Source organism: Mycolicibacterium sp. 624 (assembly GCF_040548615.1).
Lineage (GTDB): Bacteria > Actinomycetota > Actinomycetes > Mycobacteriales > Mycobacteriaceae > Mycobacterium.
In genome coordinates, this window is the sequence record NZ_JBEPRZ010000007.1 from 25,213 (window position 1) to 40,007 (window position 14,795).

The window sequence follows — 14,795 nt, forward strand, 5'->3', positions numbered from 1 at the left end:
GTCATTCGATATGACAGTTACTATCATGTAGGTAGTTGATGGCACAAGGTGGCATGATGGTCAGCTGTGAGTTCGTCCTTGCGGGAGAAGCAGCGTGAGCAGGTGCGTCGCGATATCGACGCCGCGGCGCTGCAGCTGTTCGCCGAACGTGGCTACGCGCGGGTCACAACCGATGAAATCGCCGCCGCCGCAGGTGTTTCGCCGAGCACCTACTACCGGCACGTCCCCACCAAGGATGACCTGCTCCTGCGGCCGCTACGGGCCAGCAGCGCCGCAATCGTCAACGGATTCGCCTCGCACCCCGAGGACCGCGACGTGTGTGAGGGGTTGATCGACGCGATCCGCACACAGACCGGTCACGTCGACGCAGCCGAGATGCGGAAATGGCGAACGGTGGTCACCGCGGTGCCCGCAATACTGGACAGAGTGGCTCTGATCAGCGACGCCGACCGCGCAACGCTCATTCAGATGACCGCTCGTCGCATGCGCCTCGACCCGGACACCGACTACCGGCCCGGAGTCACGGTGTGCACCGTTCTCGCCGTCATCGAATTCGGATACCGGCAGTGGATGACGACCGCGAACACGGAGTCGACGCTGTTGTCGTGCATCGACCAGGCCATCGCGGCGTCCCCCTATGCCACGTAGCTGAGTTCAGCGCAGCGGGTCGCCACGCCAGCTGAAGCTGTTGACGTACTTGCCCATGTCCAGGGCGAGTTGGAGATTCGCCGCTGACGGCTTGCCGGAGCCGAAGTCCGGTCCGAAGGCGTGATACGGCCCGACCGCGCCGGCCACCAGGGCCAGGTCGTCCTTCACCGCGACCATGACGATCACCCGCATCCGTGAATAGCTGGCGGTCGCACCCTGGGGCCAACAGTCCGCGACCATCCCGAACCCGGGTTGATAGCCCACCATCGCGTTGGGAATCTCGTAGGCGGTCTTGGTGTCGGGGAACGTCTTGTTCACCAGGGCGATGGCGATGTCGCGCGGGGATCGGCCAGCCGCCGGCTCGCTGAACAGCCGCATGGTGCCGCCGTCGCCGGCCTGCAGGTTCGCCGTCACGCTGTTGGGCGCGGTGGTGATCTGGTAGGCCGAACCCTCGGCGGGATAGGCCACCGAGAAGGCGCCGTCGTCGGAGGTGAAGCGGGGATTGATCGTGACGGGCTCACCCAGTGGCGGTGCGCCGCAGTCCGGCGGGCACACGTAACGGGGCTTCGGTTTCTCCAGTGCGCCCGACAGCGCCACCAGACCGGCGGCGACGACGGCGATGGCCAACACCCACACGACGACGAGGCGGCGGTGCGACGTCTTGGCAGGCGGCGCCGCGACGGCATAGGTGCCGCCGAAGACCGAGTACCCGGGAGCGACCGTCGTCATCGGTCATCCGTCTCGGGCGTGGTGCCGGAGTCGATCCGTACCGGGCGTTGATCCCGGCGGATCTGTCGCGATGACCGCGACGCCGCGTGGGTGGCCGCCCCGCACGCCGGGCAGAAGGCCATATCGGGCACGACGTGACCGCAGAACGGGCACAGGATCGGTTCGTCCTCGCGGACCTCGTCGTGGGCCTCGTGCAGCAGTGCCAGATGCAGACCGATCCGAAGCGCCAGCAGCGCGATGACGGCGATCGTGAGATGCACTGCCAGTTGCAGGAACTGGGGCACTCGCGCGACGTCGACCAACCCCAGGCCGGCGTACATCGCCATCACGGCCAGGGCGAGTATGACAAGGACCAGTCGCACGTAGGTGCGGCCCTTCTCCTTCTTGTTGGCGGGTCGGGTGAACCACAGCGCCGCGCCCATCAGCCCCCCGACGCATGCCGCGGTGAGCGGTACCGCGATACCCCGGATCCCCGCCTCGACCATCAGCCCGTCCATCGGCCGCGCCCTGGCGATCATTCCGGTGGTGAACTGCGGTGCCAGACGGGTGAGGGTCGCCGCACCGGTGAACATCAGCGCACCGAGGGCGCCGAGTGCGAAGCCGTCCAACGACTCTCGCGGTCCCGGGCGGAACAGTCGGACCAGCGCGGCAGGCACGAGCATCAGCAGCATGCCGCCCACGGGTATGCCCAGTCCGTCGCGAACGATGCGAGTTGCGCTGATGCCCGCACCCAGCGGCACCCCGTACGAACGGGCCATGGCCGCGCCAGTCAGCAGCACCCAGCCCACCCCGAGGCCGATGCCAAGGGCCGCGGTGATCACCAGGGTCGCCGACGGGATGTCGCGGTGCGCGTCGGCCTCCTGCAGATAGATCAGGAAGAGCAGGGGCAGTCCCAACGCCGCCACGGTGATGAGCACGGCGGGAAGCTTGAACCAGGTGGCGGCGATGAGTGCGACCAGCAGCAGGCCGAGCCCGAGCAGGAAGACCTTCCGGGATGCCGGCGGCAGTTGCGGGAACAGCGAACTGGCGAGGTTCGGGGTCAGCAGGTGCTCACCGGGCGATGCGCTGAACGCTCTCATCCGCAACCACTTCGGGCCGCTTCGCGGGTGATCCTCCAGGTAGTCGCCGCAGTAGCCGCAGAACTGCCCGGCGGGGACGTCCATCTGGCACACCGAGCACTCCATGGTGGGCCGCTCGGGATCATTGGGTTCGGACTGCGTGCTCATCGCGTCACCTTCTGCAGAATGAGGATGTTGCGAACCAGATTGTCTACGTCAGGTGTGCCCAGACCGCTGACGAGGTCATAGCCCGGCCCCGCCGTGTCAACGGCATTACCGCCGAGGGTCACGTCGCGAAACGCGGGAAGCTGTGCGCCCTGGGCGATCCGGTAGAGCAGCGGGTTGAAGTCGCCGATCAGATCGCCGCCGTTGGCGAGCAGGTACTGGTTCATCACGGCGGCCAACCCGGCCCAGATGGGGGCCGACTGGGAGGTGCCACCTCCGACCACGTCCTGCTGATTGAGGACGATCTTCACCCCGGTGAACGGATCGGCGACGGCGGAGATGTCCGGGGTCATCCGTTTGCCGGTGTTCCGTTCGGGTGCAACCTGTTCGGTGAAACCTCGCTGCCAGGGCGGAACCTCGAAGAGCGTCGACACCCCACCGCCGGTGCCCTGGGACAGCGGCACGTCGAACCAGGCCTGTTCGGCAAGCCAGCCGCCGTCGGCGTCGGTGGACAGCGTGGTGCCACCGACGCTGGTCATCTCGGGCAGTGACGCCACCGAGTCCAGGCCGATGTCTTGTGTGCCCGGCGGTGAGTCCCAGTCATCGCCGCCCTTGCACTCCAGCCCGGCCAGATCGCCACTGGCGTTGAACGCGCTTGTGCCGTTCTCGTGGGCCACGGCAAGTGCTGAACGCACGGGTGCCAGATCGGCGGCGGTCAGCAGCTTGTCGCAGCCCCAGCCGATCGAGAAACTCCAGACCGCGCCGGGGAACTGGCGGTCGGTGTCCTCCAACATCTGACCGACCCTCTGGTAGCCGCCCTCGCCCTCGACAGTGGGCCGGGCGTTGACCACGACCTTCGTCGCATCGGGTGCAATGGCATGTGCCACTTCGAGATCCATGGTCAACTCACCACGCGGCTTGCCGGGCGATCCGCCCACGACCTCGGGAGTGAACTGGGGGAGCCCGTACTTGGTGGAGAAGGTGTCGAGGTCGGCTTGGTCGAACCCGTCGAACGCGAAGATGACGATCGTCTGGCCCTTGCCGGTGAAGCCGGCTCGCGCCAAGTCGTCCGCGTTGTAGGTGTTGAGCAGGTCGGTCGGGCTCAGCCCGCGATCCGGTACGTCGAGGGGGAAGTTGTCCGGTCGCGACATCCGGTGAGGCGTGTAGCTGAGGATCCGGCCCAGCTCGGTGACGTCGCCGGCCAGGGCGGCCGGCACGCGGGGTTGCTGCGGAGAGGCGTAGAACTCCTGGCCGCGTTTGCCGCGGTAGTCGTGCACCTCGACGTCGAGGGACTCCGACACCGCTGCCGGGGCGCCCTCGATGATCGCCCAGTTGTCGCCGAGTCGCCAGCGCGCCGAGAGCCCTTGTGCCCGTGCCCATTCGATCAACGTCACCGGTCGGGTGCGGTCACGCAGGGCAGCCGTCAGCTGGACGTGGTCACCGCGGGCGGGACCGAGATCGGTCGAGGCGGCCAGCAGTGACGCGAACGGTCCGTCGATCCTGCCTGCGGTATCGGGGCTCGGCGACGGCCGAATGTCCGATGTGACCAGGAGAGCTGCCGCGGCGACGGCAACGAACAACCACCGCGCGGGTCTGACCCGTCGGTTGGGGGGTGTCGTCATGGTCGGTAACGGCTGCCGAACCATCGCGGTATTGCGCTAGCGGTGCCTCGGAAGCCGGTGTGGCTCCCGAGGCCGCGCCAGATCAGTTGTCGCCAGGAATGGCCGTCGGCGCAGGAGGCGCCTTGACCGGAGGCGTGAACAGGTTGCCGCCCGTGGGGTTGATTGACTTCTCCGTGGGTGACAACGACGGTGCCGACGACGGAGTCGTGGTCGTCGTGGTCGTTTCGGGGGCCTGCTCCTTTTCGGTACCGCAGGCGGCGGTAAAGCCGACCATGGCAACGATGGCGGTACCGCCGACAGCTGCCGCGATGCGACGAGCCAGACGATTCGACTTCATGTGTGAGTCCTAACTATCCCCGAGTTCGAACACGAGTCTTCGGCGAACCGCTTGCGCGGCTCAGCACGGTCCGTGTCGGGGCCCGTACACCAGCCCCATCCCGAAGCGGGTTCTGGCGATCTTGACTTTAGCTCACCACTCATATCGGCGCACAGTCATTACGTATGGCCTCACCAGCGATGTTGGTCACCCACGCGGCGTATCGGCGCTCGGATCCGCTTGACGATTGTCGGAGGGCGAGTGTTTACTCGGATCATCGAACACATGTTCGATTGAAGATCTGTTCAGGATGGTGCGGGAGGTGCTTCTGTGACGAGTGCCGCGAGCCTGGAGGAACGCCGGTCGAGCCGCGCTGAGCAGGTAGAACACCTTCGCCGGAAGATGGCGGCGATGTCCGGGAAGGGGGCCGCTCCGGCCGGATCGGCACAGCGTACCCCGGCACCGGCGGGTGCCCTCCTGCCCGCCTCGGAAAGTTTGCTGCCGGTCCCGGATTCGCTGGCCGATCTGCTCCCAGGGGCATTGCCACGCGGGGCGGTGGCGGTGCTGACGGGCGCTCGGTCGCTGATGCTGAGCATGGTGGCCACCGTCACGGCGGCGGGTGATCACGTGGCCATCGTCGGGCTGCCCGACGTCGGACTGTTGGCGGCGGTCGAGATGGGTGCGGATCTGAGCAGGCTCGCGGTGATCCCAGATCCCGGTCCCGACCCGGTCGAGGTGGCCGCGGTTCTGATGGACGGCCTGGACCTGGTGGTGCTGAGCCTGGGTGGGCGATCGGTGTCGCCCAGCCGGGCCCGGGCGGTCACGGCACGGGCCCGGCAGCGGGAATGCACCCTGTTGGTGACCGGGGGCGACTGGCCGGGTGCGTCGGCGCGGTTGGAGGCCAGGGTCTGCGGATACGAGGTGACGGGTGCGGGGCCGGGGCCACCGGTGCCCGGATGTGGGCGGATCAGCGCGGTGAGGTTGGCGATGCGAGGTCGCGGTAGGGCAAGCGACCCCATTCGCGCAGTGGGTGGTTGACGTGGCTCACGCTCGGGTGCTGGCCATCTGGTGTATGGACTGGCCCACCGTGGCGGCAGCGGCGGCGGCGGGTCTGTCTGCCACCGCCCCGGCCGCGGTGACACTGGCCAATCGCGTCGTGGCCTGCTCGGCAGCCGCACGTGCGGCGGGGGTGCGGCGGGGCCTGCGGCGTCGGGAGGCCCAGGCGCGCTGCCCTCAATTGCACGTCACCGCGGCCGATCCGGCTCGGGACGCCCGCCACTTCGAGGGTGTGACGGCCGCCGTCGACGATGTGGTGCCCCGTGCCGAGGTGCTGCGGCCCGGATTGTTGGTGTTGTCGGTGCGCGGGGCGGCCCGCTACTTCGGGTCCGAGCAGGCCGCCGCCGAGCGCCTCGTCGACGCCGTGGCCGCGGCGGGTGTGGAGTGCCAGGTCGGCATCGCCGATCACCTGTCCACCGCGGTGTTCGCCGCGCGTGCCGGCCGGATCGTCGAGCCGGGGGGTGACGCCCGGTTCCTGTCCCCGCTGTCCATCCGGCAACTGGCCGCCGAGCCAAGCCTGGCCGCGCCCGGTCGGGAGGATTTGGCTGATCTGCTGTGGCGGATGGGCATCCGAACCGTCGGCCAGTTCGCCGCGCTGTCACGCACGGACGTGGCGTCCCGGTTCGGTGCGGACGCGGTGAGCGCGCACCGGTTCGCACGTGGTGAGCCGACCCGTGGACCCTCCGGCCGGGAACCACCACCGGATCTCGACGCCGTGCGCAACTGCGATCCGCCGGTGGACCGGGTGGACGCGGCGGCATTCGCCGGTCGGTCACTGGCCGCCGAACTGCATCGCAGTCTCGAGGCCGCGGGGATCGGTTGCACCCGGCTGGCCATCCAGGCTGTGACCGAAAATGGTGAGGAGCTGCAACGGGTTTGGCGATGTGCCGAACCGTTGACCGAGGATGCCACCGCCGATCGTGTGCGCTGGCAGCTGGACGGGTGGCTGAACCGTCGCCGGGAGGACCGGCCGACAGCGCCGGTGATCCTGCTGAGGCTGCATCCGGTGGAGGTGGTGTCGGCGGCGGCGCTGCAGCTGCCGCTGTGGGGGTCCTCCGGTGATGACGACAGGCTGCGTGCTCGGCGTGCCCTGGTGCGGGTCCAGGGTCTGCTCGGGCCAGATGCGGTTCGGGTGCCGGTGCTCAGCGGTGGTCGCGGGCCCGCCGAACGCATCACGTTCACCCCGTTGGGAGATGAGCCGGTGCCCCGGGCCGACCCGACACAGCCCTGGCCCGGTCGGCTACCCGACCCATCGCCCACCGTGCTGCTCGACGATCCGGTGGAACTGCTCGACGTCGAGGGCGCCCCGGTACGGGTGACCGCCCGGGGACTGCTCTCCGCGGTTCCGGCGCGCCTGACCGAGGACGGCAGATCCGAGAGCCTGAGCTGGTGGGCCGGACCGTGGCTCGTTGACGAAAGGTGGTGGGAGTCAGGGAATCCGGAGGAGTCGTCGGCTCAGGGGAAGGGGCGCACGGCTCGCGTGCAGGTGCTGCTCGAGAACCGGAACGACACAGTCGGCCGCGCGATGCTGCTGTGCTACCGGCAGAGGAGGTGGTATCTGGAGGGGGTGTACGAGTGAGGTGCCGTCAGGACAGGCCGGCGGCGAAGGGCCCCACGCGGGCGATGAACCGGTCGAAGAACGCGTCCGGGTCCACGCTGACGCCGACGTGGGCGTTGGGCTGTCGGCCCCAGTGTCCGCGCCAGTCGACCACGGTCATGGCGCGAGTGAGCCTGCCCGCCAGCTCCACATCGATGGTGGTCTGGCGGCAGCGCACCAGGTCAGGGTCGAGAGCCACCGCCGCGGCGAGCGGATCATGAAGGTGCGCGAGATACCCCTCGCCCTGGTCGAAGTGGAACTCGAAGTAGAACCGCATGGCGTCCTCGAGCACGCGGATCAACGGGTTGGCGGCAGCCGACAGGGTGCCGCGGTCGTCGAGCACGCTCATCGGCGCGGTCGCGGAACCGGCCGCGGCCGCGAGCCGGCTCAGGATCGCCGGTGTCATCACGGCGTGCTCGGTGAGGTTGAGCCCCAACACGATCGGCAGGTGCGTCGGCATCTCCAGACCCCACGCCGCACCCCAGACGTTGAACACCTCGGCGGCCGACTCGGGGTCGACGCTGATATTCCACTCGGCGACCGGTGTGGTGTTACCGCGGTAGTCGAAGGCGCCTCCCATGATCACCAGCCGTCGCAGCAGCCTGGGCAGGCGGGGTTCGGCGCGCAGGGCCAGCGCCAGGTTGGTCAGCGGTCCGGTGACCAGGCCGATCAACTCGCCCGGATACGCGTGGGCGGCCCGCACCCAGGCCTGCGCGGCGTCGTAGTCGGTCAGCCGCCCGTCCCCTGCGGGAAGCCGGGCGTACCCGAGGCCCAACGGTCCGTGGGTGTCCTCGGCGGTGCGCAGCGGTGTCGTCAGCGGGCGGTCGGAACCCCTTGACACTGGGACCCCGCTGACACCGCAGAGATCGAGAAGGCCGAGATTGTTGGCGCAGACCACGTCGACGGGGACGTTTCCCGCCGTTGACGCGATCCCGATGAGGTCGGCATCGTCGCTGGCGAACAGGTACGCGAGCGCCATCGCGTCGTCCACACCGGTGTCGACGTCGGCGAATACGGGCGCGCTCACGCCGCCAACGATAGGGCTACCAGCTGCTGCGGGTTGAGTGGCCGGTAGTTGTCGGTGGTGTGTTGTAGGAACGGAAGTGTGAATCTGGCGGCGTGGGCTGAGCGCAACGGTGTTGCGCGAGTGACTGCATATCGCTGGTTTCGCGCCGGGCTGTTGCCGGTGCCGGCGGGGAGGTTGGGACGGTTGATTTTGGTGGACGACCTGTCTGCCAGCTGCATCGCGCTCGCGAACTGCGGTGTATGCGCGGGTGTCTGCGTGGGCTACGGCCCAGCAGATCCCGGTCGACAAGGTCGTGACCGAGGTTGGGTCTGCGCGCAATGGGCACCGCCGCAAGTTCCTCGCGTTGCTGCGTGATCGGTCGGCGCACCGGATCGTGGCGGAGCGCCGGGACTGGTTGCCGGTTCGGCTCGGAATACGTTCAGGGCGCGTTGGCCGGGGGAGGTCCGAGAGTTGGTTGTGGTGGACTCGGCTGAGGTTGATGACGACCTGGTGCGCGATATGACGGAGATTCTGACACAGGCGCCGCTGGGGCTGGCGCTGACTGCGAGGCGCCCTGATGGCGCGTTTTGAGGTTCCCGCGGGCTGGTGTGTGCAGGCGTTCCGGTTCACGCTGGATCCGACCGAGGAGCAAGCCCGGTCGTTGACGAGGCATTTCGGTGCGCGGCGTAAGGCACACAACTGGACTGTGGCCGTCCTGAAAGCCGATATCGAGGCGTGGCACACCACTGGTGTTGGAACGGCCAAGCCGTCGCTTGCGGTGCTGCGAAAGCGGTGGAACGCGGTCAAGGGCGACCTGTGTGTGAACGCCGAGACCGGTGTGGTGTGGTGGCCGGAGTGTTCGAAGGAAGCCTACGCTGACGGTATTGCGGGCGCGGTGGACGCCTATTGGAACTGGCAGAGTTCCCGGGCAGGCACGCGTGCCGGGAAACGGGTCGGGTTCCCACGTTTCAAGAAGAGGGGCCGCGACGCCGACCGGGTGTGCTTCACTACCGGCGCGATGCGGGTCGAACCCGACCGCAGGCACCTCACGCTGCCGGTGATCGGGACGGTCCGCACGCATGAGAACACCCGCGGTATCGAACGCCTCATCCGTGCCGGGCGAGCGCGGGTGCTGGCGATTTCGGTGCGCCGCAATGGCACTCGACTGGATGCCAGTGTGCGGGTGCTCGTCAGACGTCCCCAGCAACCCAACGTGGCGTTACCCGGATCGCGGGTCGGGGTTGATGTGGGTGTGCGGCGTTTGGCGACCGTGGCCACCGCGGACGGTGTGGTGATCGAACGTGTCGAGAACCCGCGCCCGCTGGATAGGGCGTTGCGCGGATTGCGGCGCGTGTCGCGTGCGCGCTCCCGCTGTGTGAAAGGTTCCCGACGTTACATGGAACGCACTACAGAACTGTCCCGGCTGCACCGCCGGGTCAACGATGTCCGCACTCATCACCTGCATGTCCTGACAACGCGGTTGGCTAAAACCCACGGCCGGATCGTTGTTGAAGGTTTGGACGCTGCGGGAATGCTGCGGCAGAAGGGCCTAGCAGGTGCTCGGGCACGTCGCCGTGGCCTGTCGGACTCAGCGCTAGGCACACCGCGGCGCCACCTGTCCTACAAGACTGGCTGGTACGGGTCGCAGCTGGTCGTTGCTGACCGCTGGTTTCCATCATCGAGAACCTGCCATGCCTGCGAGCATGTGCAGGACATCGGATGGGCTGAACACTGGCAATGCGAGGCCTGTTCTGTATCGCATCAGCGTGATGACTGTGCCGCCATCAATCTCGCACGCTACGAGGACACCACTAGCGTCGTCGGCCCAGTTGGGGCCGCCGTCAAGCGTGGAGCCGACCGTAAGACCCGGCCTAGCCGGGCAGGTGGCGATGAAGCGCGGAAGGGACGCAGCCGCAAGGCTGCCGAACAACCCCGAGACGGGGTGCGAGTCGTGTGACCACTAAAGATCACTCACTCGCAACGGCCGAAACGGCTACCAGTGCACGCCGGGGATCAGGCGGACCGCCTGCTTGATCGGACGCGGTACCCGCAGGTGTGCGCCGCCGACACGCGCCGGAGGCTTGGGCCGGCGCGTGCGCGCGGGGTCGGACGTCCCGGTGTCGTTGCCGTCGGCGGCCGTGACGCCCCTGGCCGCCGCGGAGTCCGGGTACCCCAGATACAGCTGATGCAGCAGCCGTCGGGACAGCTTCGGGGTGAGGTAGGTGCCGAAGTCGGCCAGGGTGCCCAGCGGGGTGTCGATCCGCGTGGGCTTCTCGATGAGGCCGCGCACCACCATCGCCGCGGCGTGCTCGGCGGTGATGGGCGGGACGGGATTGAGCCGGCGTGAGGGCGCGATCATCGGCGTCCGGACCAGCGGCATGTGGATGCTGGTGAAGGTGATGTGCTCCGAGAGCGTCTCGGTGCCAACCACATCGGCGAACGCGTCGAGCGCGGCCTTGGTCGGCACATAGGCGCTGTACTTGGGGCTGCTGGCCTGGACTCCGGCACTGGACACGTTGACCACGTGGCCGAATCGGCGCTCCTGCCAGTGCGGCAGCAGGGCGAGCACCATCCGCACCGACCCGAAGTAGTTGACCGCCATCACGCGTTCGTAGTCGTGCAGGCGGTCGGTGGAGGCGGTCACCGATCGGCGGATGGACCGGCCCGCGTTGTTGACGAGGTAGTCGACGTGCCCGAACCGGCCGAGGATGTCCTTGACGGTGTGCTCGACGGACGCGGAGTCGGTGACGTCACAGGTGAATGCGTATGCCTGGCCGCCGGTTTGGCGGATCTCGGCGACCAGGTCGTCGAGTGCCGACGCGTTGCGGGCCAGCGCGAAGACCGTGGCCCCGCGTTCGGCGATCGCGATCGCCGACGCGCGCCCGATACCGCTGGACGCGCCGGTGATGATGACGTGCTTGCCCACCAGCGGCCCGCGCGGATCATCGCGTCGCGCCCGGTCGGGGTCGAGGTGCTGCGCCCAGTACCGCCACAGCCTCGGCGCATACGTCGAGAACTGCGGGACCTCGATTCCGGTGCCGCGCAACGCCTCTGTGGTGTTATCGGCGGTGAACGTCGGTGCCAGATCGACCACGTCGAGGATCTCGCCCGGGATGCCCAGCTGAGTGGCCACCATATTGCGCACGATCTTGACCCGGCCGCCGACCTTGAGGAATGGGGTCGCCGTGGCGCTGGGGAGCGAGCCACGAAGCGGCGGCAGTCCGGCCTCCTTGGCGATACCGCGGTAGATGCCACGCAGGCCCGTCGTCTTGGGTGCGGTGAGATGGAACGTCTGGCCGTCGCGGCCGGCGGCGTGCATGAGTTCGACCAACGCGTCCGCGACGTAGTCGACCGGCACGATGTTGGTGCGGCCCGTGTCGGGCAGCACGATCGGGGTCAGCGACGGCAGCTTGGCCAGCCTGGCCAGGATGGGAAAGAAGTAGTAAGGCCCGTCGATCTTGTCCATCTCGCCGGTGCGCGAGTCCCCGACCACCACGGCGGGACGGTAGACGCGGTAGCGCAGCCGCGGCGCCGACCGCACCAGCGACTCCGCCTCGAACTTGGTCTGGTGATACGGCGTCGGGAGGTCCTGGGCGACGTCGAAGTCCTCCTCGGTGTACTCCCCGGGAAAGGTGCCCGCCACCGCGATCGACGAGACGTGGTGCAGCGTCGCGTCCAGCCGTACGGCCAGGTCGATCACCGCGCGGGTGCCGTCGACATTGGCGGCTCGCTGGGTGGCGTCGTCGGCGGTGATGTCATAGATCGCCGCGCAGTGCACGACGTGGTCGACGGCGCCCAGCTCACCCAGCGCCTCATCGTTGAGCCCGAGGCCATCCGCAGTCAGGTCCCCGACCAGCGGTTTTACCCGCTCACCCCAGGACTGTGCGAGTCGCTCGAATCGCTCGAGGGACTCTCGCCGCACCAGCACCCACACCTGGGCGTCCTCGGAGCGGGACAGAATTCGGGACACGACCCGGCGACCAATAAACCCGGTACCGCCGGTAACGACATAGCGCATGCCAGCCATGGTCACCCTCATTGCGGCAAACGTCAACACCTGTGGATTCTCAGAACCGGCGTCACATTCTCGCGATGAACGTCACATCGATTTCATATGTGACACGAATCTGAGACGAACTTCCCCGGGCATCTGCTGCGAAATGGCTTGGCGGCTAGCGTCAAATGACCTACTAGTGGGTCTACATTGCCGGATAGATGAAGTTGACGGCGGCAACCCGGACCCTCAACGAGAGCCGGTTGCGCGAGACTTTCGGCGCAGCCTCTCAGACAGCAGCCGTGTCGGGCGGCTGACGAAGGCCAGCTCGTCATCCATGTTCAGCCCGTCGATGGCACCGATGTCATCGAGCCCGCCACCGGCCCGGTGCACGGCGTTGCAACTGAAAGCGGCTGCAACCAACTTCATTTCAGGACTTGGTGCGCGCGGCATACTGTCGATCGTGACAGTCAGGTGTAGCCGTTCGATGTTGCTGCGACTTACTCACCGCGAGCGAAGAATAGAGCTGTGCGGCGGTCCAAATCTCTGCCTGTCGCGGGAAGATCCGTCGCAGCAAGAATCTGTTCAGTTCGGGTTCGGGATCGGCAACACAACCTTCGACCATGATTATCCGGTAATCGCGGTCGGCGGCTTCTCTGATTGTGGTCAGAATCGCGCCACTGGTGTGACATCCGGCGATTATGAGTGTGGTAATACCGTAGTTCGTCAGTAGTTCGTCGAGATCGGTGTTCGAGAAGATACCCAACCGGGTGGTGCGAAACTCAATGTCCTCCGGACTTTTCAGGAGCGAAGGGTGCGACTCGCTACCGGGAGTCCCGTTCTCCAGTCGGTGTTCCTGCACCACCGCGGCGAACTCCTTATTGGTCAAAGGCGGGAACCTGTAGTCCATCGGATCGAATGCCATCCGCGCGTGTACAACGGTCCCCTCGTGGATACGCACGATGTCGATGACCTTGTTTATTTCCGCAATGAGTTCCTCGTGATCCGCTATCGGTGCGAGGATCTCTGGCTGGCATCCGAGGATGAGCAAGGCAAACTCGTTGGCTGCGACGGGTCCACCTCCGTAGATGTCGAAGTCCGCCGGCACAGGTCGTTCGACGAGCCGCGGCGTTCGGTTGTTCAGAGTCGCGGCAGAATGGTGGGGCGTCGAGGCGCGTCGGTGCAGACCGGCAGGCCAAATTAGATTTCGAAAAACTGAACCGATCAGCATCGAAACATCCTCCAGTAAAAAGACGTTGGTGCCAGTACTGTTGAAACCGAGTCAGTCAACAAGGTCACGGTTATGCTGTGCCGGTGCCGTGGCGCTGCTAGACGTTGACGGCGCGGGTGAATGCGATCGGTACCGATACCGCACCCCACACCTGGCTCTGGACATATTTGGCCTCCTGCCCGGGTGCGACATGGAAATCATCGAATGCGCGGAAGACCTCTTCTATCGCCACTCGCAGTTCCAGCCGGGCCAGGTGCATGCCGAGGCACTTGTGGATTCCGCTACCAAAAGTCAGGTGTCGAACGTTGTTTCGGTCGAACCTGGGGGCGTCGGGTTCAGTGAACTCTGCCGGGTCGCGGTTGGCGGCGGGCAGTGAGAGCAGAACCCGTTCACCCGACCTGAGCGTTTGACCTGCCACCGTGGTATCCGATTGCACCGTGCGGCCCGTGACGACAGGGGCGAACAGTCGCAACGACTCTTCCACGACCTGTGCGGACGGAGACTTCCGTGCCTGTGCCTGAATCTCTGGATTCTCGGCGAAATATGCCAGTGTTGTCGCGAGTGTCTTGTAGGTGGTGTCGAACCCGGCGCCGATCATGCTGAACCCGATTGCGGCGATCACCTCGTCGGTCAGCTCGGCGACATCGGGCTGTTTGGAGAGCAGATAGCTCAGCAGGTCGTCACCGGGGTTGTCTCGAAGTGGCGCAATGATGACGTCCTGTACGAAAGCCATCGCGCCTTGCCAGGCTTCGTGCGCCCCGCTGGTGTCCTGGCCGCCCTGGTCCACCATGTAGCGGACACCGTCGCGGATGAGATCCATGTTCTGTACCTGAACGCCGAGCACCCGCAGGATCATCTCCATCGGGATCGGCAGGGCGAAGTCGGTTGCCAGATCGGCCGGCGAGGTCAGCGAGGCCAGGGTCTCGGCAGCCAACTCGCGCAGCGCCGGTTCGAAACTGGTGATGCGCCGCGGCGTGAACCAGTCACGCAGCAGCGTCCGGTACATACGATGATCGGGATCTTCCAGCATCTGTGGGATCAGCGGGTTGCCGCCGGTCACAGCCGGTATGAGTGCCTCGCCCGATGTGAATTCGTCAGGCGCAGAGGCAATCGCATGAATCGGTTCGTAACCGGTCGCAATCCAGTAGCCGCCGTGGCTGTCGGTCCACTGCAACGGGTGCTCGTTTCGCAGCTCCCGGTACACATCGTGGATTCGGTGCGCGATGCGCTGATCGTAGTGGTCGAATTCCACTGTCGGACGTTTTTCGGTGGCCGGTTGAACCATTTTTGTCACTCTTTCTCTCCCAAGCGTCGGACACCGCGGCGTGACCAACGGAGCCAACCTCAGCTTTGCTGACCGAGTGGACATTTGG

General features: G+C 66.7%; 13 protein-coding genes and 1 pseudogene. 5 read left to right on the forward strand and 9 right to left on the reverse strand.

Annotated elements, in window-relative coordinates; genetic code table 11:
* The first annotated feature begins 66 nt into the window (after positions 1 to 66).
* Positions 67 to 648 (forward strand): TetR/AcrR family transcriptional regulator, encoded by a 582-nt coding sequence (locus tag ABIA65_RS24950; protein ID WP_241400666.1) that lies wholly within the window; start codon positions 67 to 69, stop codon positions 646 to 648.
* 6 nt (positions 649 to 654) lie between these two features.
* Here the strand turns inward: ABIA65_RS24950 and ABIA65_RS24955 are convergent, their stop codons facing one another.
* From ABIA65_RS24955 to ABIA65_RS24970, 4 genes are all read right to left on the reverse strand, one after another.
* Positions 655 to 1,377 (reverse strand): hypothetical protein, encoded by a 723-nt coding sequence (locus ABIA65_RS24955; RefSeq protein ID WP_241400665.1) that lies wholly within the window; start codon positions 1,375 to 1,377, stop codon positions 655 to 657.
* Positions 1,374 to 2,603, reverse strand: a complete 1,230-nt coding sequence (locus tag ABIA65_RS24960; RefSeq protein ID WP_354525234.1) for a zinc ribbon domain-containing protein — start codon at positions 2,601 to 2,603, stop codon at positions 1,374 to 1,376. The genes ABIA65_RS24955 and ABIA65_RS24960 overlap by 4 nt, the downstream gene beginning before the upstream one ends.
* The gene (locus ABIA65_RS24965) at positions 2,600 to 4,222 is read right to left on the reverse strand and encodes a S53 family peptidase (RefSeq protein WP_354525235.1); all 1,623 of its coding nucleotides are present in this window, start codon (positions 4,220 to 4,222) and stop codon (positions 2,600 to 2,602) included. The genes ABIA65_RS24960 and ABIA65_RS24965 overlap by 4 nt, the downstream gene beginning before the upstream one ends.
* A gap of 82 nt (positions 4,223 to 4,304) precedes the next feature.
* Positions 4,305 to 4,559, reverse strand: a complete 255-nt coding sequence (locus ABIA65_RS24970) for a hypothetical protein (protein ID WP_241400662.1) — start codon at positions 4,557 to 4,559, stop codon at positions 4,305 to 4,307.
* Between the two features lie 309 nt (positions 4,560 to 4,868).
* On the opposite strand from ABIA65_RS24970, the gene imuA' reads away from it, so the two are divergent.
* Together imuA' and ABIA65_RS24980 are read left to right on the forward strand one after the other, a co-directional pair.
* Positions 4,869 to 5,576, forward strand: a complete 708-nt coding sequence (gene imuA' / locus ABIA65_RS24975; RefSeq protein ID WP_241400661.1) for a DnaE2-dependent mutagenesis accessory factor ImuA' — start codon at positions 4,869 to 4,871, stop codon at positions 5,574 to 5,576.
* Between the two features lie 34 nt (positions 5,577 to 5,610).
* Positions 5,611 to 7,173 (forward strand): DNA polymerase Y family protein, encoded by a 1,563-nt coding sequence (locus ABIA65_RS24980; RefSeq protein WP_354525423.1) that lies wholly within the window; start codon positions 5,611 to 5,613, stop codon positions 7,171 to 7,173.
* Positions 7,174 to 7,180: 7 nt separating this feature from the next.
* Here ABIA65_RS24980 and ABIA65_RS24985 read toward each other — a convergent pair whose 3' ends face one another.
* Entirely contained in the window at positions 7,181 to 8,218 is a 1,038-nt protein-coding gene (locus tag ABIA65_RS24985) for a nucleoside hydrolase (RefSeq protein ID WP_354525236.1), read from the reverse strand.
* A 78-nt stretch (positions 8,219 to 8,296) separates the two neighbouring features.
* Between ABIA65_RS24985 and ABIA65_RS24990 the strand changes: the two are divergent.
* Positions 8,297 to 8,734, forward strand: a pseudogene (locus tag ABIA65_RS24990) (IS607 family transposase); the annotation flags it as partial.
* Between the two features lie 40 nt (positions 8,735 to 8,774).
* The gene (tnpB, locus tag ABIA65_RS24995; protein WP_241400660.1) at positions 8,775 to 10,154 is read left to right on the forward strand and encodes an IS607 family element RNA-guided endonuclease TnpB; all 1,380 of its coding nucleotides are present in this window, start codon (positions 8,775 to 8,777) and stop codon (positions 10,152 to 10,154) included.
* Between the two features lie 36 nt (positions 10,155 to 10,190).
* Here the strand turns inward: tnpB and ABIA65_RS25000 are convergent, their stop codons facing one another.
* The 4 genes from ABIA65_RS25000 to ABIA65_RS25015 form a co-directional block, all read right to left on the reverse strand.
* Positions 10,191 to 12,215 carry an SDR family oxidoreductase gene (locus ABIA65_RS25000; RefSeq protein WP_354525424.1) on the reverse strand — a complete coding sequence of 675 codons (2,025 nt, stop codon included), beginning with the start codon at positions 12,213 to 12,215 and terminating at the stop codon, positions 10,191 to 10,193.
* A 225-nt stretch (positions 12,216 to 12,440) separates the two neighbouring features.
* Entirely contained in the window at positions 12,441 to 12,620 is a 180-nt protein-coding gene (locus ABIA65_RS25005) for a hypothetical protein (RefSeq protein WP_354525237.1), read from the reverse strand.
* Between the two features lies 1 nt (position 12,621).
* Positions 12,622 to 13,422, reverse strand: coding sequence for a cysteine hydrolase family protein (locus tag ABIA65_RS25010; RefSeq protein WP_354525238.1), 801 nt, complete (start codon positions 13,420 to 13,422; stop codon positions 12,622 to 12,624).
* A 97-nt stretch (positions 13,423 to 13,519) separates the two neighbouring features.
* Positions 13,520 to 14,674, reverse strand: a complete 1,155-nt coding sequence (locus ABIA65_RS25015) for a cytochrome P450 (RefSeq protein ID WP_241400656.1) — start codon at positions 14,672 to 14,674, stop codon at positions 13,520 to 13,522.
* Positions 14,675 to 14,795 lie beyond the last annotated feature (121 nt).

Coding starts and splice junctions, on each gene's coding strand:
- ABIA65_RS24965 (WP_354525235.1), bottom strand. CDS start 4,222: ATGACGACACCCCCCAACCGACGGGTCAGACCCGCGCGGTGGTTGTTC.
- ABIA65_RS24960 (WP_354525234.1), bottom strand. CDS start 2,603: ATGAGCACGCAGTCCGAACCCAATGATCCCGAGCGGCCCACCATGGAG.
- ABIA65_RS25005 (WP_354525237.1), bottom strand. CDS start 12,620: ATGAAGTTGGTTGCAGCCGCTTTCAGTTGCAACGCCGTGCACCGGGCC.
- tnpB (WP_241400660.1), top strand. CDS start 8,775: ATGGCGCGTTTTGAGGTTCCCGCGGGCTGGTGTGTGCAGGCGTTCCGG.
- ABIA65_RS25000 (WP_354525424.1), bottom strand. CDS start 12,215: ATGCGCTATGTCGTTACCGGCGGTACCGGGTTTATTGGTCGCCGGGTC.
- ABIA65_RS24980 (WP_354525423.1), top strand. CDS start 5,611: ATGGACTGGCCCACCGTGGCGGCAGCGGCGGCGGCGGGTCTGTCTGCC.
- ABIA65_RS25010 (WP_354525238.1), bottom strand. CDS start 13,422: ATGCTGATCGGTTCAGTTTTTCGAAATCTAATTTGGCCTGCCGGTCTG.
- ABIA65_RS24955 (WP_241400665.1), bottom strand. CDS start 1,377: ATGACGACGGTCGCTCCCGGGTACTCGGTCTTCGGCGGCACCTATGCC.
- ABIA65_RS24970 (WP_241400662.1), bottom strand. CDS start 4,559: ATGAAGTCGAATCGTCTGGCTCGTCGCATCGCGGCAGCTGTCGGCGGT.